Here is a 25,322-nt window from a genome sequence, read left to right as displayed (position 1 = left end):
GGAACACCCTAGGACAAGAAAACTATATAAAACATGCGATTGACTGATTCAGTGGTGTACCGTGAAACCCCTAAATATAGGACTTCAATGCCTCTTCTGGGCACCAATTTCCCAAAATTCCCCGAAAAGTGATGATCGCTGGCTTGGCATCGCGGAGAAATCCGTCGAGCCGCAAATCCCAGACAGTGCCTGTTCAAAGTTGAAAACCCCGCCACAGTGTATGTGCGGCGGGGTATGTTGTTTTTAGTGGTGGAATTTCTTGATTTCACCGCTGTCCAAACGGGACGCATAAGACGCCAGTTCGGTCTTCACCAGCTTCATCAAGAAGTAGAGGCAGAAGATGTTGACCACAGCCATCGCAAAGATCGCCGCATCCGAGAAGTCGATGACAGGGCCAAGGGATGCTGCTGCACCAATAACGATGAAGACGCAGAAGATAACCTTGAACACCAGTTCTGATGTTTTGCCTTCGCCAAACAAATATGTCCAAGCCTTGAGACCATAGTAGCTCCAGGAAATCATCGTCGAGAACGCAAACAACACAACGGCGACAGCCAGAACATATGGGAACCAGCTGATGCCCGACGCGAATGCCGCTGATGTCAACGATACGCCAGAATTGCCATCGATTGTTGCAATGGCTGTGCCTGCTTCATTCAGCATGTAGTTGCCTGTTGCCGGGTCAATAATCAGCTGCTGCGAGATCACGATAACCAAAGCGGTCATGGTGCAGATCACAACGGTGTCGATCAATGGCTCAAGCAAAGACACAAAGCCTTCGGTGATGGGTTCTTTGGTTTTCACCGCTGAGTGCGCAATCGCCGCTGACCCAACGCCTGCCTCGTTCGAAAACGCAGCCCGCTTAAAGCCTTGGATCAAAGCGCCAACCATACCACCTGCAACACCAAGCCCTGTGAAGGCACCCGCGAAGATCTGCCCAAAGGCCCACCCGATCATGTCGTAGTTCACAATCAGGATAATCGCCGCAGCACCGACATATAGAATACCCATCAACGGCACGACTTTCTCAGTAACATTAGCGATGGATTTGATACCGCCCACGATCACTGCAAACACGACGCCCGCAAAGATAATGCCTGTGATCCATCCTGGATAGTCACCTACAATACCCGAAATCTGCGCATGCGCCTGATTGGCTTGGAACATATTGCCACCGCCAAGAGCGCCAAGGATACAGAACACCGAAAACAGCACGGCAAGGATTTTGCCACCCGGCAGACCCAGCTCTGTGAAGCCCTTGGAGATGTAGTACATTGGCCCCCCCGAAACGGAACCGTCTGCATATTCGTTGCGATATTTAACACCCAACGTACATTCCGTGAACTTCGATGCCATGCCCAATAGGCCCGCAAGGATCATCCAGAATGTGGCACCCGGACCACCGATACCGACCGCTACAGCAACACCTGCGATGTTACCCAAACCAACGGTGCCTGACAGCGCCGTTGCCAGTGCTTGAAAGTGGCTAACTTCGCCTGCGTCATTGGGATCAGAATAATCCCCTTTGACCAATTGGATCGCGTGCTTGAAGAAACGAAACTGAACAAAACCGAAATACAAAGTAAAAATAGATGCGGCGACGACAAGCCACATAACGATCCACGGGAAATTCGTGCCCGGCAACGCCATAAAGATGAAATTCACAAACCAGCCGGTGGATGCAGCAAAGATGTCGTTCACTTTTTGATCAAGCGATACGGCCTCTTGCGCCAATGAAGACGTGGCCAATGCAGAAAAGGTCCCTGTAAGACCCATAAACTTCGCAGAATTTTTCATGATGTCCCCCTATCCGACAACTGTGACAGGCACGTCGGCGTGCATTACAAGGTTCTGGGTTGAGCTGCCGAAGATACGCTTGGCAAAACCGTCAGATGACGCGCGACCCACGATGATTTGCGATCCGCCATGTTCGACGGTCAGCCGGTTCAACGTTTCTGCAACGTCGCCATGACGCACAAGACCCGTCGCGACAAAACCCGCATCCGAAAGAGCCGTAACAGCAGGGTCCACGATACGGGATGTCGCCATTGCGACCTCTTCTTCGCGGCGCTGGTGGCGTTTTTCGTTTTCTTCGGCTGTTTGGAATGTGAATGGGGACCATTCGATGACGTAAACGGCAATCAGTTCACATTTGTCGATCTTTGACGCCAGGTCTTTCGCAAACGCAAGCGCACGTTCTCCGGTGTCTGTCCCGTCAAGTCCAATGACTATTTTGACTGTCATTTTATCCTCCGTGTTGGTTGAATTTACAAAGTGGAAAGCACGTCCTTCCCCCTTGCGGACCCATGAGAATCAACTTGACGTTGTCTCTAAGTCCTGCCTTCAATATTAGTGATTATCACTAGCCATTGGCGCTTTTTTTGGGAATATGGCGGGTGTTATTGTCAAAAGAGACGCTATTTGCAGGGAATTTTGCTATTGAGTAGGGAAATAGATGCGATCGATCATCGGATTCTGAAAGAGCTTGAAAAGGATGGGCGGCTGTCCATTGTCGAGCTTTCCACACGTGTAAACCTGACCAACACACCGTGTTCGGAACGGGTCAAACGGCTGGAACGGTCCGGCTACATCAACGGCTACCGCGCGTCCCTGAACATGGAGAAACTGGGGCTTGGACATCTGACCGTCGTTCAGGTGTCGCTGACCGCCACCGGGGGTGACAATTCGCTTGATGCGTTCAACGCGGCTGTCGGATTGGTTCCGGAGATCGAAAGCTGTCTGATGTTGGCCGGATCTTTTGATTACCTGCTGACTGTACGCACGCGTGACATCGTGCACTTTCGGGAAGTTTTGGGCGACAAAATCAACAAGCTGCCCGGAATTTTACAGACCAATTCCTTTGCGGTGATGGAAGTCGTGCGATGATGGTTTGGGACGATCACACAAAGAATGCTTTAATCTTAAAGTAAATTATGCCTAAGTTTGTGAACAATTATGAATCGCTGCACAAAAAGGCGACACCAACCCGCTGCATGAACACGTCATGACAGCGGGATCCAACAAGGAGAAACACCATGAAACTGAAATCCCTCGTATTGGCTGCGTGCATGGCAGCGACCGCGTCTGTGGGCTTGGCCGATGGTCACGCAAAACTGAAGGTCGGCATGATCACGACCTTGTCAGGCGGCGGCGCCGGTCTGGGCATCGATGTCCGTGACGGCTTTATGCTCGCAATGAAACAAGCAGGTGACACAGGCATCGAAGTTGTCATCGAAGACGACCAACGCAAGCCCGACATTGCTGTCCAACTGGCTGACAAAATGATCCAGTCTGAAAAAGTTGATGTTATGACAGGCATCATCTGGTCAAACCTTGCTATGGCTGTTGTGCCATCAGCCACCGCACAAGGAAAATTCTACCTGTCACCAAATGCCGGCCCATCCGCACTGGCGGGCAAAGGGTGCCATCCGAACTATTTCAACGTCGCATGGCAAAACGACAACCTGCACGAAGCTGCGGGTGCCTATGCCAACACGGCGGGCTACAAGAAATCCTTTATTCTTGCGCCAAACTATCCTGCGGGCAAAGACGCGCTGACCGGCTACAAACGCCAGTATGGTGGGGAACTGGCGGGCGAGTTGTTTACCAAACTGGGTCAAACAGATTACGCCGCTGAAATTGCACAAATCCGTGCCTCCGGGGCTGATTCTGTGTTTTTCTTCCTGCCCGGCGGCATGGGTATTTCTTTCCTGAAGCAATACGCAGACAGCGGCATCGACTTGCCTGTTGTTGGCCCCGCCTTCAGCTTTGACCAAGGAATCTTGCAAGCCGTAGGCGCCGCCGCTTTGGGTGTTGTGAACACATCCCAGTGGAACAAAGACATCGACAACGCTGCCAACAAGGCCTTCGTAGAGACGTTTTCCGCAGAATACGGTCGTCTTCCATCGCTTTATGCCAGCCAAGGGTTTGACACGGCAAACCTGCTGATTTCTGCCGCCGCCAAAGCCGATGTGAGAGACGCCGACGCGTTTCGCGCAGCGCTGAAGGCCGCCGACTTTGCCAGCACACGCGGGGATTTTGCATTTGGGAACAACAACCACCCAATCCAAAACATCTACGTCCGTGAAGTGATCCAGGAAGGTGACGTGTTTACCAACAAGATCATCGGCACCGCACTGGAAAGCCACCAAGACGTTTACGCATCTGACTGCGCAAACTAATGGCATCCCCCGGGCACACTCATAGCGCCCGGGGACCACTTTAGGACCTGTTCCACATGTCTTTTATCCTTTTCGCCGAACAGGTGCTGAACGGCTTGCAGCTGGGTGTGATGCTGTTTGTTATGGCCGCTGGTTTGACGCTGGTTTTTGGTGTCATGGGGCTGATCAATCTGGCACACGGGTCGCTATACATGGTCGGCGCGTTCGCGGCGGCAGCGGTTGCCGGATTGACCGGGTCTTTTGTGCTTGCGCTGGTCGCGGCCCTTGCGGCTGCTGCCGCGGCTGGGGCTTTGGTGGAAATGCTGGTGATCCGCCGCCTGTATGATCGTGACCACCTTGATCAGGTCCTTGCCACCTTCGCGCTGATCCTGATCTTTTCCGAAGGCACACGCTGGATTTTTGGCTCCTTCCCTCTGTTCCTGAACATCCCCGACTACCTTGCAGGCCCCGTCACCCTGCCCGGCGGCATCCAGTATCCGCTATACCGCCTGACATTGATTGCCATTGGCTTGGCTATTGCGGGCGGTCTGTTTTTGTTGATCTCGCGCACACGGCTTGGCATCCAAATTCGTGCCGGCGAAAATGACCGCGAGATGATTGCCGCGCTGGGCGTCGATATCTCAAAGCTTTACACCATCGTTTTTGCCTTAGGCGCAGCCCTTGCCGGACTTGCAGGTGCGCTTGTTGGAGCAATTCAATCGGTTCAAGTTGGCATGGGCGAACCGGTTCTGATTCTTGCTTTTGTGGTTATTGTCATCGGCGGCATCGGGTCGATCAAAGGGGCGCTTGTCGGTGCAATTCTGGTTGGGCTCACCGATACATTGGGTGGCGTCTTGCTGCCTGAACTGTTCAAAACCTTTATGGACAATGCCGCCGCCTCATCCATCGGATCGGCGCTGGCATCAATGCTGATCTACATTCTCATGGCTTGCGTTTTAATCGCAAAACCAACCGGTCTGTTCGGGGCGCGCACATGAAGCGTGAAACCATATTAAACGCAGTCATGGTGCTGGGACTGTTTCTTGTGCCGCTTTGGGCGTGGGTCGCAGACGAACCCTTCATAATCACCCTCACCACCAAAGCTGCCATTCTTGCTTTGGCGGGTGTCGGGCTAAACATCGCGCTAGGCATCGGCGGACTGGTCAGCTTCGGACACGCTGCATTCTTTGGATTAGGCGGTTATGCCATGGGCATCCTCGCCAGCCATGCCCAAAGCTATGCGCCGATCATGGAAAGCCCGTTCCTGATCGAAGGCACCAAATCCATGCCCGTGATCTGGCTGGTTGCCATCATCACGTCCGGTTTGGCGGCTCTTGCCATAGGGGCTTTGAGCCTGCGCACCACAGGCGTTTATTTCATCATGATCACACTGGCCTTCGGACAAATGCTGTATTTCTTTACCATCAGTTGGCCCGCTTATGGCGGCGAAGACGGTTTACCCATCTACGTGCGCAACGGCTTTCCCGGGGTGAACACACTGGATCCCATCCAATTCTACGGTGTGGTGTTCGTCATCCTTATGGCGGCCCTGTTTTTTACCGCGCGCTTGATCAAATCGCCCTTCGGCCTTGCCCTGAACGCCGCCCGTCAATCATCCGAACGCGTCGAAACCGTTGGCATCAATCCCTACAGATTGCGTCTGATGGCCTTTGTCATTTCAGGCATGATCACCGGACTGGCCGGGGCACTGTTTGCCGACCTCAACCGCTTTGTCAGCCCTACGATGTTCAGCTGGCAAATCAGCGGTGAAATTATGGTATTTATCATCATTGGTGGTGTCGGCCGGTTGTTTGGTCCGGTCGTGGGCGCCGTGCTATTTATTTTGCTAGAACACATCTTGGGCGGGTTGTCCGACTACTGGCATATCTACCTTGGGGTGCTTCTGCTTTTGATCGTGCTGTTTGCACGCGGTGGCGTTATTGGCACACTGGCAGGTCGGGAGGCATCCCATGACTGACCCTGTTTTGGAAGTGCGCGGCATCACCAAGTCCTTTGGCGCCGTGCATGCCAGCAAGAACATCACGCTGGACCTGCGACCCGGTGAAATACATGCGCTTATCGGTCCAAACGGCGCGGGAAAATCGACCCTAATCAAGCAAATCTCAGGGAGTTTGCGGCCCGACGCAGGCAGCGTGCGCCTAAACGGCGAAGACGTCACAGCCTTATCCACGCCGCTGCGGGCCCGCAAAGGGTTGGGGCGCACGTTCCAGATCTCGGCCCTGGCGATGGAGGACTCGGTGTTGCAAAACGCCGTGCTTGGGGCTTTGGGCGCACATGCATCACCGTTTCGGTTTTTCACAAAAGCACTGTCGCAAAAAGACCTGCGCGACCGCGCGGAACAAGCGCTGGACCGCGTGGGTCTTAGCGCGCACGCCGACACGCGCACATCCGAATTGTCCCATGGGCAACGTCGCCAATTGGAAGTTGCCGTTGCATTGACGTTGTCACCGACAGCCTTTGTGATGGATGAACCAATGGCGGGGTTGGGTGCCGAAGGGTCACAGACCTTGACCGCTTTCCTTGATACCCTGCGCCATGAGGCCCCGATCCTATTGGTTGAACACGACATGGATGCGGTGTTTGCACTGGCCGACCGCATCAGCGTTCTGGTCTACGGCGAAATCATTGCCACAGGTACAGTCGACGACATCCGGCAAAACCCGAAAGTGCGCGAAGCTTATCTGGGGGAAGAGGCATGACCCTACTGAGCGTCCAAAGCATTGCGACCTTTTATGGCGCATCCCAAGCCTTGTTCGATGTTTCGCTGGATATCGCAGAAGGCGAAGTAATGGCCTTGATGGGGCGCAATGGTATGGGCAAATCAACAACCGTCAAAACGATATGCCGAATGCTGGCCGCACGATCAGGGCGCGTGGTTTTCGACGGGCATGATCTTGGGGCAGTGCCGTCCCATAAGGCGGCGCGATTGGGCATTGGCCTTGTGCCGGAAGGACGCAGATGCTTCACCAACTTAAGCGTTGAAGAAAACCTGATAGCGGCCGCACGCAAAGGGGCTTGGGACACGACAAAAGTCGGGCAATTGTTTCCCCGCCTGACCGAACGGCGCATGCAGTTGGCCGGATCGCTTTCGGGGGGCGAACAACAGATGCTGGCAATCGGGCGCGCCCTGATGACGAACCCGCGCCTTTTGGTTCTGGACGAGGCCACTGAAGGGCTGGCCCCATTGGTCCGCCAGGAAATCTGGGACGCCATTGCGACCTTGAAACGCGACACCGGCATGGCCCTGCTGGTTGTTGATAAATCCATAAAAGAATTGGCCCAGATCGCAGATCACGCCACCATTCTGGAACGCGGCACTTCCGTATGGACCGGACGCATGGATGAGGTCACAAACGCCATCACCCAAAAATTCCTTGGCATTTGAACCCGGCATTTGAAAATACCTGTTCTTGCTTACAATTGAAGCGGTGCCTTTTCCCTTCGGCAAAGCCACGCTATAGCGGGGCATGACAAATTTTCTTCATATCTCCGACTTGCCCGATGATTTGGACTTGGGTCCAATGGTTGCCATCGATTGTGAAACTATGGGCTTGCATCCACACCGTGACCGACTGTGCGTGGTGCAGCTGTCGTCTGGCGACGGGAACGCACATATCGTTCAAATCATGAAAGGCCAGACCGAGGCCCCGAACCTGTGCAAAATGCTGACAGACCCCGACGTGCTGAAGCTGTTTCATTTCGGACGGTTTGACATTGCTGCGATGCAAAACGCCTTTGGTGCGGTCACGGCGCCTGTGTACTGCACAAAAATCGCCAGCCGTCTGATCCGCACCTACACAGACCGTCACGGGTTGAAGAACCTGCTGCATGAACTGTTGGGCGTTGACGTGTCCAAGCAGCAGCAATCCAGCGACTGGGGCGCGGACACTTTGACCACTGCGCAAATGGATTACGCGGCCTCCGATGTATTGTACCTGCACCGCTTGCGCGAGGAACTGAACAAAAGACTGGTACGCGAGGACCGTATGGAGGTGGCACAAGCCTGTTTCGATTTCTTGCCAATGCGGGCCAATCTGGACCTGATCGGCTGGCCAGATACAGACATCTTTGCCCACTCATGAGCGAACAGACCCCTTTCCGTGACACCGCCCGCCGCGTGATCGAAGCCGAAGCTGACGCGCTGCGCGTGATGGCAGATGGCCTGGATGAACGCTTTGCGCAGGCCGTGGTCAAACTGCTGGACACCAAGGGGCGCGTGATCGTCACGGGCATTGGCAAATCGGGGCACATCGCCCGCAAGATTGCAGCAACACTGGCTAGCACTGGCACACCTGCGCAATTCGTACATCCCGCCGAAGCCAGCCACGGCGATTTGGGCATGATCACGCGCAGCGATACGGTGATTGCCATTTCCAATTCCGGCGAAGCACCCGAGCTGGCAAATCTTGTGGCCTTCACGCGCCGCTTTGATATTCCGCTGATCGGGATCACCAGCCGCCCCGACAGCAGCTTGGGCAAACAATCCGACATCGTTCTGCAATTGCCTGCCTTGGGCGAGGCGTGCGGCACCGGCGTTGTGCCCACGACTTCGACCACGTTGACGCTGGCAATGGGCGATGCGGTGGCTGTGGCCATGATGGAACACCGCGCATTCACACCCGAACATTTTCGCGATTTCCACCCCGGCGGTAAGCTTGGCGCACAGTTAAGTCTGGTCAAAGATCTGATGCATTCGGGCGATGCGATTCCTTTTGTGGGAATGGACGCGAATATGTCTCAGGTTCTGGGGCAGATCGGACAAAAGGGTTTTGGGGTGACCTGTGTCACCGACACGTCCGGCGCATTGAAAGGCATCATCACGAACGGCGACATAAGCCGCCACATGGACGGGTTGGCAACGCTGACAGCACAGGACGTGATGACGCACGATCCTGCAACGATTCCACCCGATGCGCTGGCCGAGAAGGCGGTGGGCATTATGCAAGATCGCAAAATCACCTGCCTACTGGTCGTTGATCCCGCCCAGCCAGCGCAACCCGCCGGGCTTTTGCATATCCATGACTGCCTGCGCGTCGGACTGGGATAACGGCACATGGACTGGTATTCGCGCATGGTGGCATGGCTAAAAGTGCTGTTGCCGCTTATGGCGCTGGGGCTTTTGTCGACGCTGTTTCTATTATCGCGCAACATCGACCCAACGGCCTCTATTCCTTTTGCTGAAAAAGATGTGCAGGACCGTTTGCGTGACCAGCAAATCACAGGACCGTTCTTTTCCGGTGCAACCAGCAGCGGTGATCTTATTTCGTTTTCCGCCGACAAAGTCGGGCGAGGCGCAGGCAAAACCACGGCCGAAAATGTCGTGGCAAAACTGGATCTTGCGGGTGGCACCAAGGTGAACATCACCGCAAATCAAGCAGACCTAAGCATGTCGGAACAAACTGTGACATTGACGGGCGACGTCAAGATCACCACATCCACCTTATACAAAGTGACCACGAACCGCCTCACGTCATCACTGGGCCAGTTGGACATCAAATCGCCCGACGAGGTGCAGGGGTCAGGACCGATTGGACAGATCACGGCGGGATCGCTACAAATTTCTGCAGTGAAAGACGGCGGCCCCGCCCAATTGATTTTCACAAACGCGGTAAAACTGATATACGACCCGCAAAAGAAACGAGAATGATTGCTGTGACCTTATTGCGTGCCTTTGCCTTTACAATCGCCCTGACCGCGATTGCCCCCAACGTTCAGCCTGCATTTGCGCAAGGCACCAACGTCGCCTTTGGAACAATCCGGCAAGACACCAGCCAGCCCGTCGAAGTGACCGCTGACAACTTGTCGGTGGATCAGGCCTCTGGAACAGCTGTTTTTGTGGGTAACGTGCTTATTGGACAAGGCGAAATGCGCTTGTCTGCCGCGCGTGTGAAAGTGGTCTACAAAGCCCAGAATGAAGGCATTGCATCGCTGGAAGCCACGGGCGGCGTCACTCTGGTTTCAGGGCAGGATGCAGCCGAAGCAGAACGCGCCGACTACAATATTGATTCGGGTACAATCGTCATGACAGGCAGCGTGTTGATGACCCAGGGCGCAAGTGCACTGACGGCCGAGCGGATGTCTGTTGATTTGAAAGACGGAACTGCAAAAATGTCAGGCCGCGTCAAAACGATCTTGAACACCGGTAACAACTGATGGCGAAACCAAAGCTGACAGTTGCAGGTGGTGCCACGGGCCTGCAAATTGAAAACCTGCGCAAATCCTATCGCAAAAAACTAGTGATCCGCGACTTTTCAATGCAATTGAACCGCGGAGAAGTCGTGGCGCTTTTGGGTCCGAACGGTTCTGGGAAAACAACAACCTTTTATTCGGTGGCCGGGCTGGTCACGCCCGAAGGCGGGTCTGTGAAGGTTGACGGGCACGACGTGACCACTTTGCCGATGTACCGCCGCGCCCAGCTTGGGATCGGATACCTGCCACAGGAAATGAGCATTTTTCGTGGGCTGTCTGTCCAAGACAACATCAGCGCGATTTTGGATATAACCGAAACAGACCGTACAAAACGGCGTGCGCGCCTGGAAGATTTGTTGTCCGAATTTTCAATCGAACACCTGCGTCGTGCACCTGCGTTGGCGTTGTCAGGCGGTGAAAGACGCCGCGTGGAAATAGCACGGTGTTTGGCCGCAAATCCCAAGTATCTGTTGCTGGATGAGCCCTTTGCAGGTGTCGATCCGATTTCGGTAGGCGACATTCGCCAGCTTGTTGCCGATTTGAAAACACGCGGCATTGGCGTGTTGATCACAGACCACAACGTACGGGAAACATTAGAAATTGTAGACCGCGCGTATATTTTGCATGACGGTAAAGTTTTGATGTCAGGCACGCCGGAACAGGTCGTGGACAACGAAAATGTACGCCGCGTTTATCTTGGTGAAAATTTCCGCATTTCCTGATCCATTCAAGAAAATGCGAGATAATTTTACCCGTCAAGCGGGCAGTTTTGATTGACAGAACCACGTTTGATCTGGCTCAATACAGATATGGCAAAACGCATGTTACTGTCTGACTACAAAACTTTCTTGGTCCAACGGCCAACGTTCAGACACATGCGAAGACAGCCTTTCCCGCGAAACTGATCTTTGGCCCGCACCTTTATACGGTGCGATCCCAGACCTGTTTCAACCACTTTGAAGGAGATAGAATGCGGTACCAAATCAGCGGAAAACAAATCGACATTGGAAATGCACTGCAAACGCATGTGAAAACCGAACTGGGCGAAGTGGTCCAGAAGTACGCTGAACGACCGACCGACGCGAACGTCATATTCTCAAAATCTGCCCACGAATATGCCTGTGAAGCGACCGTGCACCTATCGACGGGGCTGACCGCCTCGGCCAAAGCCAAAGAAACAGAAATCTACGCGGCCTTTGACAGTTGCTGCGCCAAAATGGAAAAACAATTGCGGCGCTACAAGCGTCGATTGAAAGATCACCACAAGGATCGTGTGGAACCGGTTGAACTTTTCGGTGCTTCCTCCTATATCCTCGCTTCAGCGGAAGGGGCACAGGACCCTGAACCGGAATCACTACAGCCAATTATCGTGGCCGAGATGGAAACCAACATCCCATCATTGTCCGTTGGCGAAGCTGTGATGCAAATGGAATTGGCCGGTGCCCCTGTCTTGGTGTTCCGGAACGAAGGCAAAGATGGGGTGAACGTCGTGTACCGTCGTGAGGACGGAAACATCGGCTGGATCGACCCGTAAACTAAACACGACGGGCAATGCGTCAATAGGTGCGAGCGACATGGATTTTGCAAAACTTCTAAAGCCGGAGGCCGTCAAAGTATTGACGTCGGCTTCTAGCAAAAAGCGCTTACTGGCGGACGTCGGTGATTTGGCGGCTTTTGCTTATGATCTGAACCCGGGCATTGTTTTGGAATGCCTCTTGGCGCGTGAAGCGTTGGGACCAACCGGTGTCGGTCACGGCGTCGCATTGCCTCATGCCCGTATTGAGGGTCTTGACGAAGTTGTCGGGGTGTTTGTGCTTTTGGACAAGCCAATCGATTTCGGGGCGGTCGATCGCCAACCTGTGGATATCGCATTCGCGTTGTTCGCGCCTGAAAATGCAGGTGTAGAGCACCTGAAAGCCTTGGCTTTGGTGTCGCGAACACTGCGCGAACCTTCGATTTGCGCAAAATTGCGGGCCAATCCCGATGCCTCTACATTGTTCGCAATTTTGTCTGAAAGCCGTCAGCAACAGGCGGCTTAAGCCCAACTTTCAAAACCAAACATCATGTAGTCGCGTTGGTACACGTTCTGAACCAACGCCTCTATTTCTGCATCGTAAATGTCTGCCAAGGCAAAAGGTGTTTCAGCTGGGGCATCTTGTATTTGGGGCGTATGGACCCCGACATGCGCCGCCAACTGCGCTAACTCTTCTTGCATATCAGCTTCACGGATGACCCTGTCGGGTAGTGCAAATTCACCAAAACCTTGCAAAGCCAAAGCTTGGGTACACCAAGACTGGTCTACACGAATCGCTGTTTGTCCTGCCAAGTTGCCTTTCAGAAAACCCAGAAACGCCGCAAAAGCTTTCCGGTGTGCGACTTTGTCATAGGACACGTCCGGCATGTTTTCCGGAATAGGCAAAGCGTAACGCCGGCGCAAAGTCTGACGCAAGGCATCGTAACACTGCGGCCCGGTGTTCAAAATTCTAGTGCAGAACGCATGGTGCGCCCGCGCAACGGGATGACGCAGCACAGTAAAACTGCGGTGTTTGCCATGTTTGCGTTTCCATTGGCGCAGATCTTTTTGACTAAGCTTTGTGTTCAGCTGATCGCCAGACACCCCGTCAACGGCTGCCATCCAGTCCAAAATCTGATCCTCGGGGCCGGACCGCATTGGCAAGTACAAAAGCGGCGCATGCGCGGCAGTAACATATGTTGGGATCGCCGGACCGCGGCGTGGCTCAAAGTTTGGTGTGCGCGTCAGGTTGAATCGGTCGAGCCCCGCTAAAGCTTGTTCCATTTTATCGAAATTTTTAACTTTCTCGGAAATGGGGGACGGGTTTTGTTTTTTCAGGTTTTTGTCCAAACCATCAAGCGCTTCTTGTACGCCTAGAAACTTGGCCAAACCGTTCATAACTTCTACGCTTTGCAGGTCTTCATAAGCGACATAAAATGCAGTCTGACCGCTGGTTTGAAGCCGTCCAAGCAACATAACCTGAAATTCTTGCAACGCGGTCAGGTGGGCATCAAATTCATCAGCGTCAAATTCGGCCTTGCCATCTTTGCGAGACTTGGCATCCGTCAGCTTCCACTGTCCGGTTTCTTGCGCGATTTTCCACGACACGTAGCTGTCCAAAGGATTACGTGTCAGCACAATTTTTGCGCATTTTTCGTCGTTCAAGATCGTATCCAGAACCCTCGGATCGTGATCATGGAAATAGCGAAACCCATTCAGCGCAGACTTGTCTTTGCGCACCTCACGCAACAGCACCTTTGGGTCTGCATCCCGTGTGTCCTGCGTAACCCCCAGAATTTCTTGTGTCTTCGGGTATCCCAAAAAATGCGGGTTGAACGCTTCGCCATGACAGGCAATCCCGTCAAACGCGTTCAGGTTTGCCTCCAGAAAATTAGACCCGGTGCGCATCTCAGCAAAAACAACAAAATAATCGAAATTCTTAGGCATATTTATTGCACCAGATAGGGTTTGCGAGGTGGTTTACTGGCCCCTTCAGGGCCGCGATCCACAGGAAAATCACCCATCAAATACGGATGCATGCCTTGGTTCTTCAAGTTTTGCAGGAATTGACCAAAGCCGCTTAAATCAACCATCTTTGGCACTTCCGAAAGACGTCTGGCCTGCTGCGGTCCAATTTCGTCCAAAATGCCCTGAAGCGGCTCCATCGGGGCTTCGATAAACTCGGCCATGCTCCAAATCCGCACGCGCGCTTTGGAAAATGGCGACCGCAGAACATCCAGGTGTTCGCTTTCGATCTTTTGCAGCAAAGCCGCTTGCTTACGTATATCAATAAAATTCAAATTTGATTTGAACAAAGGCACAGACCAGGCGCCGCTTATCACGGAGATCTGCGCATTATGGTCTTTGGCCATCCGCCAATTGATTATTTGCGTATCCGCCGGTCCAAATTGAAAACACTGCCGTTCTCCGCGTGTGTTCCAAATCAGGTTTGTCAGAAATCCGCTTGGATTGTTATCACGCACCAAAGCGCTATCGCTTAGCGCACCGTGAATGGTTTCCCGACCATCGGCAAAATACACACGATCGGGGGCAAATAGATGGCCGTGAACCCGCGCCCCTGTGGCTTTCGCCAACCACGGTTCAAAATTCTCGAAAAGCTCCGTAAACCCCTGAAACACAGAATACGGGGCTGCCGTCACTCCATTTTCCCAATCTTCATTCGGAAACCGGCTTTGCATATACAGGCCTGGACGGCCGCGCGTCCGTCGCTCGACCGCTTTGGCAAAAATACGGTCAATCTTACCAGGATTAGGTTCTGTCCGCTTCATCGCACCTGCAGTATCAGTCAAAAACGCCTCGTAAAGACGATCTGCATGTGGCCAGATTTTGCGGGCCACAAAGCAGTCGGACCGGCGCAAAAGCTGCAAATGGTCATCATAGAAAATATGCGGTTTGCCTTGGAAATCGAACTTGCTTAGCGTCAGAGACCGGCTTTCGATGTTGGTGGAATACTGCCGCGACAGGGTTTGGAAATAGCTTTCGTCGGGGATCCACACCTGCTTGAAATACGTATCATATTCCGCACGATCAGGGTCTTGCAGGATGGCTGACAAGGTTTGCCGTGTCAGACACCACCATTGACTGCCCATATGGGGCACCAACCCGTTCGGCACACGTCGCTTCAACTTCAACTTGCGTTGAATTTGAACGTAGCGGTCAAACAGCAAACGGTGGCGTTTCCAGGAAAACGGGAACCGTAAAGTGAATCGCTCTTCATCGAGACCGCCAACCGTCCAAGGCACATCCGACGTCGTTGCACTTTCAATAAAATCCGTACGCGGACGGGCCTCAAGGTACTCGACCAGCTCATCCACAGGCCGCAAAGGCAAACATGACCCCGACGCCAGATAGACATGCCGCACGAATGAGAACTTGGATAACATCAGTTCAGATGCGGCTTGGGACGCCGCGACGATGCCCCACGTGCCCCATTCGCATTTGAACCGTGTCGAAAATTCAACATTCGGAACGCCTGACAGGGCATTTGCGAAGGCATCATATGTTTTGCGATCCACCATCTTGTCGACATGGATCACAACAGGGCACCCCCCCGCAGCCCAATGCCGCGCAGCCTGTTCCGCACGGTTCAATGCCGTGTGAACCAGCATGACGATGCCGACGCTCATGCCCAGTTTCCTTTGGACATCAGCCCCAAAATTTCAAGCTGACGCCAATTTATGTACTTTTCTGACCACTTGCACCACAGCTCTGGATCGTCTTTCAGGCTATCTGCATAAGCCTTGTATTCTACCGAAGCCGCATAGTGCTGCTTGCGGGTCAGTTCTTCGGCGGCTTTGGAGGTGAAGGTGTCCAAGAACTTGGCATGCAACAGCACGCCGCTGGCTTTTTCGCCGCCCCATTCGTCATAAACCTGGTTCAATCCCCGCGGCAAAAGCATGTGGGTCGAGCTGACGTAAGTGTAACGGCGGTCCCATTTCACCAACGGAATCTTGTTTAGCGCAGGGGCCTTTTCAGGGGCATCGTGAAAAAATACCCGTGCACGCGGCCCGCCTTGTATCCACAAATTACCAAAGCGCTTGTTGCGTGACATCGTATAGTTGCCGCTGTCAAACCAGCTGGCAATTTCCATCGGATCCTGACCTTCGGAGTAAGGTTGCGCGTCCAGACGCCCTTTTGGATACATATCAAGCAGCATGGCACTGAATGATTTGATGCTGGACGCATCCAGCCAATCCGTCAGCGCCCGCAACGGGCGTGTGTCACAGAAGGGGTACACCAGAAATTCATCAGGATCGACCACCAGCGCCCAATGCCCATGGGCATACTTCAACTGCAACCAATTTAGCCAATCGACACCAAACCGCGCGCGCTTGTAACTGGATGTTGTGTGCCAAACAGAAACATCAGGCTGCTGCGCCAAATAGTCTGTGCTGCCATCATTGCTGTCATTGTCCACGATCAGGAAATGGTTGATGCCCTGTTCACGATAGTAATCAAGGAAATACGGCAATCGCACACGTTCATTCCGCAAGGTCGAGAACAACAGTAAATCGTCAGATTTGATGTGGGTCGTCCGGTCCGCCACACGCGACAACTCACGGCGCTTGCGAAACGCACGGATGCGCCACCGCTTTCGCTGAAGCCTATTGCGATATGACTGCCAAGCGCCCAAACTTTTGCCCTTTACCTGCCAGAATTCTTCCGGCCCCGTTGCGCTATCAGATCAAACTTAACACGGTGTTGAAATGTGCCGTCCAATCTGGGGGAGAAAATCGATCAAATTTTCTACGTTTGGGGTCGTCTCCAGCCATCTGTTTTATTGTCGTTAACCACAGATAACGGTCTGAAACGCTTGCGTAAACTGGAATATCACCAAGGATTTCCCGGATCACACCTAATTCATTGGATAAAATGGGAACGCCCAACATTGCCGCCTCAACTGGCGGTAGGCCGAACCCCTCGGCAAAAGACGGAAACAAAAACCCTGATGCGCCTTGCAAAAGGGCCAACATGTCGGCGTCGCAAAGCCCGTTTCGTTCCCGCACACGGCCGTGTTCATTCAAAGCATCCAAACGGGAAAACACCGCATCGTTGTTCCAACCACGCGATCCGACGATATGCAATTCAGGCGCTGCGGGTCCTAGTTCTTCCCACAAATCCAGCAAAAAAGCGTGATTTTTACGGGGCTCGATTGTCCCGATTGTCACAAAGTAGGGGGTCTTCGGGCAGATAAAATCCGGATTGGGATCGGGTTGTTCTGTCCCCAAATGGGAAACAATGCTGCGTGGCACATCCCCCCAAATTGCCATTTGCGCTTCGGTACGGGTTTGGGTGTCCGCTGAGTTATAAATCACGATATCCGCGAACTGGCGCACACGCATCAGCTTTTCGCGAAATACCTCGACTGTTCCAACCCTTTGATATTGTGGAAAATCTAGCGGGATAACATCATGAACCATTACAGCCGTCACACCGCCTAAACCACGTACGGCTTGCAAAACGCGATCGGTCAAGTTGCTATGACCAACGTTAAAATAGTGTGTCCCCTGCGGCAGATGTTTCGCCAACATCTGATCCAGTTTTTGAGGAAGGGCGCGGGCAAAAGCGTTGCGGCGCACTTCGGTTTGCGCCTTGCGTTCCGTTCGGGTCAAGCCGCGCGATAGCAATGAAAGGACATCCGGAGAGGCCATCTTTGAAGGATGGCTCAACCGCCCACACATCGCCCGCAACCCCATGTCATCCAGCAACACATATCCAAATGGCGTCCGCACCAGGCCAAAGGCGGGCACATCGTCCGCCAGAAACGCTTTCAAATACGCCATCTCGACACGGTCCACGCCGGTCAAAACACGCCCTGCGCGGCGCACCAAACGGGTTATGTCTAAAAGCCGGGCGGGCGGCGGATTATTTGGAATAGTGGCCAGTTTGATGCCATCTCCACGCGTCTGCGATCATCTGTTGCAGGGTAGACCGCGTTGGCGACCACCCCAATTCAGACACAGCGCGCGACGAACCAGACACCAGTTTTGTACAATCCCCCGCGCGACGGTCCCCTTCGTTATAGGGCACTTCGCGGTTTGTGACACTGCGCGAATGATCAATGACCTCACGCACCGAAAATCCGGAGCCCGTGCCAAGGTTGAACACGCGGCTCGCTTTGTCGTCTTGTAGCCATTTCAGACCCAGAACATGGGCATCCACAAGATCACACACATGCACGTAATCGCGGATACAGGTGCCGTCCGGCGTATCGTAGTCGGTGCCAAAAATGGTCAGCGCATCGCGTTTGCCGTCGATGGCATCCAACATAAGCGGAATCAAATGCGTCTCGGGTTGGTGGAATTCGCCCACTTCACCATCGGGGTCAGCACCCGCAACGTTGAAATACCGAAAGATCACATGACGCAGTCCGTTCGACGTTTCGAAGTCGCGCAGAATATCCTCAATTGCGCGTTTGGACGCGCCGTATGCATTGATCGGGTATTGAGCACTGTTTTCATCAAGAACCACGTTGTCCTGATCACCATAGGTGGCGCAGGTGCTTGAAAATACAAAGTTCATGCAGCCCGAATCAACGGCTGCTTCGATCAGGTTCAAAGACCCCGACACATTGTTGCGCCAGTATTTTCCGGGCTCTGACATGCTTTCGCCAACCTGCGAAAGCGCGGCAAAGTGCATAACGGCTATCGGCTGGTATTCGGCGAATACGGCGTCCAGGCGGGCGCGATCCAACAGATCACCTTGGGCGAACGGCCCGAACTTTACGGCCTCTTCCCAGCCCGTAACCAAATTGTCGAAGGTCACTGGAATGACGCCAGCTGCCGCCAGTGCTTTGCAGGCATGCGAACCGATGTAACCCGCGCCGCCTGTAACAAGTACATGATCCGCCAAAGACGTTACTCCGCCGCTTTGTCCATTGCGACGATATCGTGGATGTACCCACGCAGATCATCACGCAGTTCTTCACGCGCCAGACCAAAGGATACAGTCGCCTGCAAGAAGCCGGACTTTGATCCACAATCAAAACGCTGGCCCTTGAAGCGGTAGCCATAGACTGGATTGTCTTGTTCAATCTCGGCCGCAATCGCGTCTGTCAGCTGAATTTCACCACCGGCACCGGATTTGATCTTGTTCAAATTGCCAAGCACGTTGGGCGACAGAATGTAGCGGCCTATTACGGCCAGATTGGATGGCGCTTCATCGGCCGGGGGCTTTTCAACCATACCTTTGACGCGCACCATGGATCCCATGTCTTCCGACACATCCAGCACACCGTATGAGGATGCCTTTTCCGGAGCCACCTCCATGGCCGCAACCATGTTGCCGCCTGTTTCTTCATAAGCTTCTACCATTTGCTGCAAACATGGCTTTTCGGCCGCGATCACATCATCAGGCAAAATTACCGCAAAGGGTTCGTTTGCAATCAAGCGCCGTGCGCACCAAACAGCGTGACCCAAACCAAGCGCCTTGTGCTGGCGGATGTAGGCAATGGCGCCGCTGTCCATGTTGGTATCTTTAAGGGCTTCAAGCGCCTCGGTTTTACCTTTTTTGCGCAGCTCTTGTTCAAGGTTCGGGGCATGGTCGAAGTAATCTTCCAATGCGCCTTTGCCGCGGGACGTCACAAAGATAAATTCCTTGATGCCGGCAGCACGGGCTTCATCAATGGCGTATTGGATCAAAGGGCGATCCACCAAAGTCATGATTTCTTTCGGGACTGATTTTGTCGCTGGCAAAAACCGCGTTCCAAGTCCGGCCACCGGAAAGATAGCCTTGGTCACCTTTTTACGCATTCCTGATCCTCATTTCGTGCGCTCTGTTTTAGAGCATTTTTGGTTATCTAAACGTAATTTTCCGAACAAAATACACGCAAACGTCTCAAAACGTTGGAATTGCCTGCAAATGTTGCATCATCACGCCAATTTTTTACTCACACCTGACGCACGATAGCGACACGTTCCATTTCTTTCTTTTTACGTGCTTTGGCCCTTGCCCACTGAAAAATCCTTTCGTTGCGCAAAGACTTGCCGAACTGCCCACCTTTTTGTTCCCAGAATCCGGCGGGATTGAACTGCACGTGGTGGTACATCGCCGTGCGCGAGAGAATGATCAAGGTGACTATCTGTGCGTTTTTCACCCTGACTTTCGCAGCCTCCCTTGCGGCTGCGGCACCGCGCAGGGTCGATAGCTCAAAATGTGTATGCCGCGCCACCACTGGGAATCGCTTGAACCCATCACTGGCATGTCGGGTCACTTGATTTGCCCCGACAGGACGCACGCCCCCTTCGGCATGCCCAGCCCGAAGGCGTTTCATCAGATAGCGCACCTGCCGCGGTTCAAGCCGACCCGTCACCATATGCGACAAAAGCCGTTTGCGTTCACTGGTTTGCACGTCCTTCCAATGCGCGTCTTGCGCGGTGTCCACGATGAACTTTCGCGCGAACACCGCCCAGCTTGCGCCGATATCGAACAAATCCGATGGCGCCCTGTCCGGGCGGCGCCTCACGCTGGCCGCAAACCCGTGGTGTACCTGCGCACGCGGGCAAATCGCCGTCGCATGCCCTGCCCGCGCCAGCCGCATGTTCAGGTCCGTTTCGTCTAGGTAAAAATGGTAGGCCGGATCAAATCCACCCAGCTCGACCAAAATATCACGGCGTACCGCCATGTTAGTGCCTTCGGTTTTCACAGCATACCCTGTCGGGGCCCGCAACACTGTGGCTTTGTCCTCGGCCACTTCGATCGGCTCGCTATGCCCCAAAGCGTTGATCAGCCGCGCCTTCCATTGAAAGCTGATGCCGTTGCGCCCAATCACAAACCCGCCGGACGCTGCCACATCCGATTGCTCAAACGGTGCAATCAAATAGTGCAGCCACGTAGGCTCTGGCACAGCATCATCATCAATGAAAGCCACCACATCACCAGCTGCCGCAACAACACCGGCGTTGCGCGCCGCTGAGATATTCGCCTGATCAAACGCAACCACCTTCACGTCGTCAGAACACGCCATTTTCTTGACCGCTTCGATCCCGGCCGGATCAGCCACAACCACAATTTCAAACGGATCATACTGGACCTGCGACAGCCCCGTAATGCAACGCGTCAACGCGTCCGGCCGGTCGCGGCTTACCACCACAACGCTGACCGAAGGGCGTGTCATGCCAGCCCCATCTGCGCCATCATCGCTTCGATCTTTGGCACATCTTCGGGGTTGTTCAGCTCCCAGAACTGACGTCCTTTTGCTTCGACCTCGACACACAAAACGGAACGGCCATTTTCCATGAAGCGCAATTGCTCCAGCCCTTCAAGCTGCTCCAACGGACCAACAGGCCACGACGGATACGCCGCCAAAGCATCGGGACGATAAGCGTAGACGCCTACGTGATGGAACACGGGTGTTTCGTCTTCATCCGCATAGGTTTCGGATGTAAATGGCACCACTTCCTTGGAAAAGTACATCGCGTGGCGTTGCGCGTCGAAAACGCTTGTTGTGCCGCCAACACGGCCTGCCTTTCGGTCGCTCAGAAAGCTGTTCAGTGTCGCCCCATCGCACCGCAACACAGGCGTTGCGATTTCCGCATCCGGCGCAGCGCGCAAACCCGTCACAAGATCCTCCACAAACCAATGCGGTGTCAGCGGTGCATCGCCTTGCAGGTTCACCACGATCTCATAGCTACCGCCCAGCGCAGCATGCGCTTCTGCGCAACGCTCTGTGCCATTGGCGCAGCTTTCGGATGTCATGACTACCTCCGCTCCAAAGGCCTCAGCGGCGTCCTGGATGCGGGCGTCATCTGTGGCCACAACAACGCGGTCCGCGCCTTGCACCTCACACGCGGCCCGCCAACTGCGTTCGATCAATGACCGTTGATCGCCTTGCGCACCGGTCAGCATCGCCAAGGGTTTCGCAGGATAGCGCGTGGACGCATAGCGGGCGGGTATGACGATCAAAACAGACATTACGCAGGCTTCAAATCGACCGACGGCGCATAAGCGATGAAAAACGGGTTTGCAAAATCCGCCTTGCCGTATTTCAAAGCTGTTTGGTCATCAAACCGCACCACATCGCCTCCTGCACCCAACAAAACCGCGTGTCCTGCGGCTGTGTCCCATTCCATTGTGCGGCCAAGGCGCGGGTAAACATCCGCTTCGCCCGTCGCGATCAGGCAGAACTTCAACGATGACCCTGCGCTTTTCATATCTTTGACGGCGTATTTATTGATGTAGTCATCCGTCGCCTGATCGCGGTGCGATTTCGATGCAACCACCATAAGAGCGGAATTGTCAGCGTTAGAGACAGAAATAGGTGTAACCGCGCCAATTTTATCCTTGGCGAAATCGCCGGTTTCCTCGACCGTCTGACCATCGGCTTGCGTAAAGAACATGCGCCCTTTGGCTGGGGCATAAACGACACCACGCGTGGGTGTGCCGCCTTCGACAAGCGCGATGTTGACAGTGAAATCGCCGCGACGGTGAATGAATTCTTTAGTGCCATCCAGCGGATCAACGATCAAAAACGTATCGCCTGATGCGGTGTGCGTGGCGGATTGCTCTTCCGTGACAAGCATCACGTCGGGAAACGCGGCACGCAGTCCAGCCGAAATAATAGCATCCGCAGCTTCGTCAGCAGCGGTGACAGGGCTGTCGTCCGACTTCGTTTTCACATCAAAGTCGTCAGCACCGTAGATTTCCATAATCTTGTCGCCAGCTTCCAACGCAAGGGTGCGAATGACCGGCACCAAATCTTCATAATTCACGTCTAGTCTCCTGCCCCGTGGGGTTTTGTTGAATTCAAAACTCGGATCACTTATGGTGCGACAACAACGGAACGGCAAGAATTCCATGCGACTTTCGCAACAACCCTGAGGCAACGACACATGTTTCAACCGACGCGGAAACCGCAAAGCGGGGTAGGCATCGCCCTATCGATGGCCGAACTGGTCTATCATTCGATTGTACGAAGCGTACGCAAAACCCATAACAATGCGTTTTTGGCAATTTTGATGAACATGCTTCAAGTTATTGTTTTTGTTCTTGCTTTTTACGTGATGTTTTCGATTTTGGGGTTGCGCGGTGCGGCCATTCGCGGCGATTTTCTACTGTATATCATGACGGGAATTTTCCTGTATCTGACGCACTCCAAGTCCCTTGGTGCTGTGGTTGGATCAGAAGGGCCCGCAAGCCCGATGATGCAACACGCCCCCATGAACACCATCATCGCCATTCTGTCTGCCGCCCTTGGTGCGCTTTACGTGCAAGTGCTTTCGCTGTTTTGCATTTTGTTTGTGTACCATGTGGCCTTCACACCAGTGGTTATTGAAGACCCGGCTGGCGCCTTCGGGATGCTGTTGCTGGCATGGTTTACAGGGGTGGCTTTGGGGCTGGTCTTGCTTGCTATCAAGCCATGGTTTCCCACGGCCGTTTCCATTTTTTCAACCATTTACCAAAGGGCGAACATGATTGCGTCTGGCAAGATGTTTGTTGCAAACACGCTTCCGGGCTTCATGCTGGCGATGTTTGACTGGAACCCGCTGTTTCATGCCATCGATCAATCGCGCGGCTTTACGTTCATCAACTACAATCCGCGATACAGCACGTGGGAATATGGGTTTTGGGTCGGAGTCGTTCTGGTTATGCTCGGCCTCATGGGCGAATTTTACACACGTCGCCACGCGTCTATCAGTTGGGGATCACGCCGATGAAATTTATATCTGTTTTGCTGCTTGGCTTTTGGGCAACCGTCGCAAGTGCCTATGATTTTCCCGCGCGGTATTCTGTGATCGGGATACCGGATGGTGATTTGCTGCCAATCTTTGCAGCACAAGACGACACTTCGGATGTCTTGGCAGGGTATGTGTTTGATGCGAAATCCATCGAAGTTGTCTCCGTCAGTGCAGATGGCATTTGGGGTCAGGTCAATGTGCGCGACACGACAGGCTGGGTCACCATGAGCAGTATGATTAAAGTAGAAGACGACATGCCCCTAACGCTGGCCTGCTTCGGCGCAGAGCCAAGCTGGAACCTTGATCTAAGCGACGACAAGTCAAGCGCATGGAACACACCCGAAACCCGTGGTGATGTACAATTTACCAAAAGCGACGACAAACTTGGGTATGAGGGCAAGATCACAATGTCGGAAACCTCGGCGCGTCCGGGACTGCAAGTCGACTTCGACGCCAAGCTGACGCCTGCTGCATGTACCTACCCCAATACAGAAAACGCGTTTGGGTTGAAAATCGAAATATTGCTGAAAGGCTATACAGGTTTCGCAAGCCCTGAAGGGGATGAAACTGTTTCAGGCTGTTGTTCATTAAGACCCTAAGCGGCAAAGACCATGAACCACCGTACCGCCACCAAATCGGGCGATACGGGGTTTTTTATAAAACGGCTTAGCGCTTTTTCTCTTTCACGACCCCACGCACCAGCTTGCCGAAGGCTTTATCGCGGGCGCGGCGCTGGATCAGTGTGGCCGAGTTGTAGGCGTCTTCAGCCACAAGCTTTTTCCACCGTCGCATCCGCGCCTCATCGATGTCGCCTGCGTCCATGGCCGCACGCACGGCGCATCCCGGTTCCGTTTCATGTGCACAATCGCGAAACTTGCACTGCGTGGACAGCTCTTGCAGATCAGAAAACAGATCTTCGATCCCTGCCGTAACATCCGTCATCTGCAATTCGCGCATGCCCGGCGTATCAAGAACCGCAAAACCCCCCGGCACCAGATGCAATTGGCGGGACGTTGTTGTGTGGCGTCCTTTATCATCAGCCGCACGGATCCCTTGCGTGGCAATGATATCGCGATCCGCCATCGTATTCGCCAAGGTCGACTTTCCTACCCCGGATGATCCCAAAAAGGCAACGGTCCGCCGCGGTTTACACCACTCCGCAAGCTTTGCTTTTGGTTCATCGGATCGGGCATCAATTGCAATGACAGGTACCAGATCGGAAATGGACCGTGCTTGGGCTTCAAAATCGGTGGTGTCCGCAACCAGATCACGCTTTGTCAGAACAATCACGGGATCAATCTCGGCCTCGAACGCAACCGCGATGTAGCGTTCCAATCGCGCGACATTGAAGTCTTGATTGCAAGACGTCACGATAAAGGCGGTATCGATGTTGGCCGCAATGTATTGCACAGCACGATCTGATCCCGGCGCACGCCGTTTCATCAGGCTTTTGCGATTTAAAACAGTGTCGGAATACGTGCCATCCGCACTTAAAAGCAGCCAATCCCCCACAGTTGCGTCGGCCACGGACGGAATCGTCTTGTCGATCCCCTGCCCGATCACACGCATCACTGTGCGGTGCACCTCGGTTACGCGCACAGGCGGGGTGTTGGTCATATCGTCAATGGACAATTGCTGCGAAAAGAACGGCTGCCACCCAAGGGTGTCCAGTGTGGAAAGTGTTACCTCTGTTTGTTTGGCTTGAGGCATGAATTGGGAATAGTCCCGTGTCATCGGTTTGAT

27 protein-coding genes are annotated in these 25,322 nt (G+C 53.7%); 15 read left to right on the top strand and 12 right to left on the bottom strand.

The window, feature by feature from the left end; genetic code table 11:
• Positions 1-243: 243 nt before the first annotated feature.
• Complete coding sequence (locus ASD8599_RS01065) at positions 244-1,797, bottom strand: alanine/glycine:cation symporter family protein (protein ID WP_108826824.1); 1,554 nt, start codon at positions 1,795-1,797, stop codon at positions 244-246.
• A 9-nt stretch (positions 1,798-1,806) separates the two neighbouring features.
• Positions 1,807-2,244, bottom strand: coding sequence for a universal stress protein (locus ASD8599_RS01060; RefSeq protein WP_108826823.1), 438 nt, complete (start codon positions 2,242-2,244; stop codon positions 1,807-1,809).
• Positions 2,245-2,439: 195 nt separating this feature from the next.
• Here ASD8599_RS01060 and ASD8599_RS01055 point away from each other — a divergent pair, with 195 nt between their 5' ends.
• The 13 genes from ASD8599_RS01055 to ASD8599_RS00995 all read left to right on the top strand — a co-directional run bounded on the left by ASD8599_RS01055 (position 2,440) and on the right by ASD8599_RS00995 (position 12,409).
• A complete protein-coding gene (locus ASD8599_RS01055) occupies positions 2,440-2,886 on the top strand; it encodes a winged helix-turn-helix transcriptional regulator (protein WP_108829943.1) in 447 nt (148 codons plus the stop codon).
• A 149-nt stretch (positions 2,887-3,035) separates the two neighbouring features.
• The gene (locus ASD8599_RS01050; RefSeq protein WP_108826822.1) at positions 3,036-4,181 is read left to right on the top strand and encodes an ABC transporter substrate-binding protein; all 1,146 of its coding nucleotides are present in this window, start codon (positions 3,036-3,038) and stop codon (positions 4,179-4,181) included.
• 56 nt (positions 4,182-4,237) lie between these two features.
• On the top strand, positions 4,238-5,158 hold the full coding sequence (locus ASD8599_RS01045; protein ID WP_108826821.1) for a branched-chain amino acid ABC transporter permease: 921 nt from the start codon (positions 4,238-4,240) through the stop codon (positions 5,156-5,158).
• Positions 5,155-6,138: a branched-chain amino acid ABC transporter permease gene (locus ASD8599_RS01040; RefSeq protein ID WP_108826820.1), complete on the top strand. Its 984-nt coding sequence runs from the start codon at positions 5,155-5,157 to the stop codon at positions 6,136-6,138. The genes ASD8599_RS01045 and ASD8599_RS01040 overlap by 4 nt, the downstream gene beginning before the upstream one ends.
• Positions 6,131-6,880 (top strand): ABC transporter ATP-binding protein, encoded by a 750-nt coding sequence (locus ASD8599_RS01035; protein ID WP_108826819.1) that lies wholly within the window; start codon positions 6,131-6,133, stop codon positions 6,878-6,880. Before ASD8599_RS01040 ends, ASD8599_RS01035 begins: the two co-directional genes overlap by 8 nt.
• On the top strand, positions 6,877-7,566 hold the full coding sequence (locus ASD8599_RS01030; protein ID WP_108826818.1) for an ABC transporter ATP-binding protein: 690 nt from the start codon (positions 6,877-6,879) through the stop codon (positions 7,564-7,566). The genes ASD8599_RS01035 and ASD8599_RS01030 overlap by 4 nt, the downstream gene beginning before the upstream one ends.
• A gap of 82 nt (positions 7,567-7,648) precedes the next feature.
• Positions 7,649-8,263 carry a ribonuclease D gene (locus tag ASD8599_RS01025; RefSeq protein ID WP_108826817.1) on the top strand — a complete coding sequence of 205 codons (615 nt, stop codon included), beginning with the start codon at positions 7,649-7,651 and terminating at the stop codon, positions 8,261-8,263.
• The gene (locus tag ASD8599_RS01020; protein ID WP_108826816.1) at positions 8,260-9,228 is read left to right on the top strand and encodes a KpsF/GutQ family sugar-phosphate isomerase; all 969 of its coding nucleotides are present in this window, start codon (positions 8,260-8,262) and stop codon (positions 9,226-9,228) included. The genes ASD8599_RS01025 and ASD8599_RS01020 overlap by 4 nt, the downstream gene beginning before the upstream one ends.
• 6 nt (positions 9,229-9,234) lie before the next feature.
• A complete protein-coding gene (gene lptC / locus ASD8599_RS01015) occupies positions 9,235-9,828 on the top strand; it encodes an LPS export ABC transporter periplasmic protein LptC (RefSeq protein WP_108826815.1) in 594 nt (197 codons plus the stop codon).
• Positions 9,825-10,334 (top strand): lipopolysaccharide transport periplasmic protein LptA, encoded by a 510-nt coding sequence (gene lptA, locus ASD8599_RS01010; protein WP_108826814.1) that lies wholly within the window; start codon positions 9,825-9,827, stop codon positions 10,332-10,334. Before lptC ends, lptA begins: the two co-directional genes overlap by 4 nt.
• Entirely contained in the window at positions 10,334-11,092 is a 759-nt protein-coding gene (gene lptB, locus ASD8599_RS01005) for an LPS export ABC transporter ATP-binding protein (protein ID WP_108826813.1), read from the top strand. Before lptA ends, lptB begins: the two co-directional genes overlap by 1 nt.
• Before the next feature lie 248 nt (positions 11,093-11,340).
• Positions 11,341-11,904: a ribosome hibernation-promoting factor, HPF/YfiA family gene (gene hpf, locus ASD8599_RS01000; RefSeq protein WP_108826812.1), complete on the top strand. Its 564-nt coding sequence runs from the start codon at positions 11,341-11,343 to the stop codon at positions 11,902-11,904.
• Positions 11,905-11,944: 40 nt separating this feature from the next.
• Complete coding sequence (locus ASD8599_RS00995; RefSeq protein WP_108826811.1) at positions 11,945-12,409, top strand: PTS sugar transporter subunit IIA; 465 nt, start codon at positions 11,945-11,947, stop codon at positions 12,407-12,409.
• On the opposite strand, the gene ASD8599_RS00990 is transcribed toward ASD8599_RS00995, so the two are convergent.
• The 9 genes from ASD8599_RS00990 to cysQ all read right to left on the bottom strand — a co-directional run bounded on the left by ASD8599_RS00990 (position 12,406) and on the right by cysQ (position 22,613).
• Positions 12,406-13,830, bottom strand: a complete 1,425-nt coding sequence (locus ASD8599_RS00990) for a sulfotransferase domain-containing protein (protein ID WP_108826810.1) — start codon at positions 13,828-13,830, stop codon at positions 12,406-12,408. The genes ASD8599_RS00995 and ASD8599_RS00990 overlap by 4 nt on opposite strands.
• Positions 13,831-13,832: 2 nt before the next feature.
• Positions 13,833-15,530, bottom strand: a complete 1,698-nt coding sequence (locus ASD8599_RS00985; RefSeq protein WP_108826809.1) for a DUF5927 domain-containing protein — start codon at positions 15,528-15,530, stop codon at positions 13,833-13,835.
• Positions 15,527-16,537, bottom strand: a complete 1,011-nt coding sequence (locus tag ASD8599_RS00980; protein WP_108826808.1) for a glycosyltransferase family 2 protein — start codon at positions 16,535-16,537, stop codon at positions 15,527-15,529. Before ASD8599_RS00980 ends, ASD8599_RS00985 begins: the two co-directional genes overlap by 4 nt.
• 46 nt (positions 16,538-16,583) lie before the next feature.
• Complete coding sequence (locus ASD8599_RS00975) at positions 16,584-17,702, bottom strand: glycosyltransferase (RefSeq protein ID WP_245926107.1); 1,119 nt, start codon at positions 17,700-17,702, stop codon at positions 16,584-16,586.
• A 67-nt stretch (positions 17,703-17,769) separates the two neighbouring features.
• Positions 17,770-18,756, bottom strand: a complete 987-nt coding sequence (gene galE / locus ASD8599_RS00970; protein WP_108826807.1) for a UDP-glucose 4-epimerase GalE — start codon at positions 18,754-18,756, stop codon at positions 17,770-17,772.
• Positions 18,757-18,761: 5 nt separating this feature from the next.
• Positions 18,762-19,655, bottom strand: coding sequence for a UTP--glucose-1-phosphate uridylyltransferase GalU (gene galU / locus ASD8599_RS00965; protein ID WP_108826806.1), 894 nt, complete (start codon positions 19,653-19,655; stop codon positions 18,762-18,764).
• A gap of 137 nt (positions 19,656-19,792) precedes the next feature.
• Positions 19,793-21,019 carry a glycosyltransferase family 2 protein gene (locus ASD8599_RS00960; RefSeq protein WP_108826805.1) on the bottom strand — a complete coding sequence of 409 codons (1,227 nt, stop codon included), beginning with the start codon at positions 21,017-21,019 and terminating at the stop codon, positions 19,793-19,795.
• Positions 21,016-21,816: a 3-deoxy-manno-octulosonate cytidylyltransferase gene (locus ASD8599_RS00955; protein ID WP_108826804.1), complete on the bottom strand. Its 801-nt coding sequence runs from the start codon at positions 21,814-21,816 to the stop codon at positions 21,016-21,018. The genes ASD8599_RS00960 and ASD8599_RS00955 overlap by 4 nt, the downstream gene beginning before the upstream one ends.
• Entirely contained in the window at positions 21,816-22,613 is a 798-nt protein-coding gene (gene cysQ, locus ASD8599_RS00950; protein ID WP_108826803.1) for a 3'(2'),5'-bisphosphate nucleotidase CysQ, read from the bottom strand. Before cysQ ends, ASD8599_RS00955 begins: the two co-directional genes overlap by 1 nt.
• A gap of 120 nt (positions 22,614-22,733) precedes the next feature.
• Between cysQ and ASD8599_RS00945 the strand changes: the two genes are divergently transcribed.
• Together ASD8599_RS00945 and ASD8599_RS00940 are read left to right on the top strand one after the other, a co-directional pair.
• On the top strand, positions 22,734-23,558 hold the full coding sequence (locus tag ASD8599_RS00945; protein WP_108826802.1) for an ABC transporter permease: 825 nt from the start codon (positions 22,734-22,736) through the stop codon (positions 23,556-23,558).
• Positions 23,555-24,178, top strand: coding sequence for a hypothetical protein (locus tag ASD8599_RS00940; RefSeq protein ID WP_108826801.1), 624 nt, complete (start codon positions 23,555-23,557; stop codon positions 24,176-24,178). The genes ASD8599_RS00945 and ASD8599_RS00940 overlap by 4 nt, the downstream gene beginning before the upstream one ends.
• Positions 24,179-24,245: 67 nt before the next feature.
• Here ASD8599_RS00940 and rsgA read toward each other — a convergent pair whose 3' ends face one another.
• Positions 24,246-25,313 carry a ribosome small subunit-dependent GTPase A gene (gene rsgA, locus ASD8599_RS00935; protein WP_108826800.1) on the bottom strand — a complete coding sequence of 356 codons (1,068 nt, stop codon included), beginning with the start codon at positions 25,311-25,313 and terminating at the stop codon, positions 24,246-24,248.
• Positions 25,314-25,322 lie beyond the last annotated feature (9 nt).

Source organism: Ascidiaceihabitans donghaensis, assembly GCF_900302465.1.
GTDB classification, from domain to species: Bacteria; Pseudomonadota; Alphaproteobacteria; order Rhodobacterales; family Rhodobacteraceae; genus Ascidiaceihabitans; species Ascidiaceihabitans donghaensis.
The sequence above is the reverse complement of the archived record's forward strand: the minus strand, read 5'-3'. Positions and strand labels throughout refer to the sequence as shown.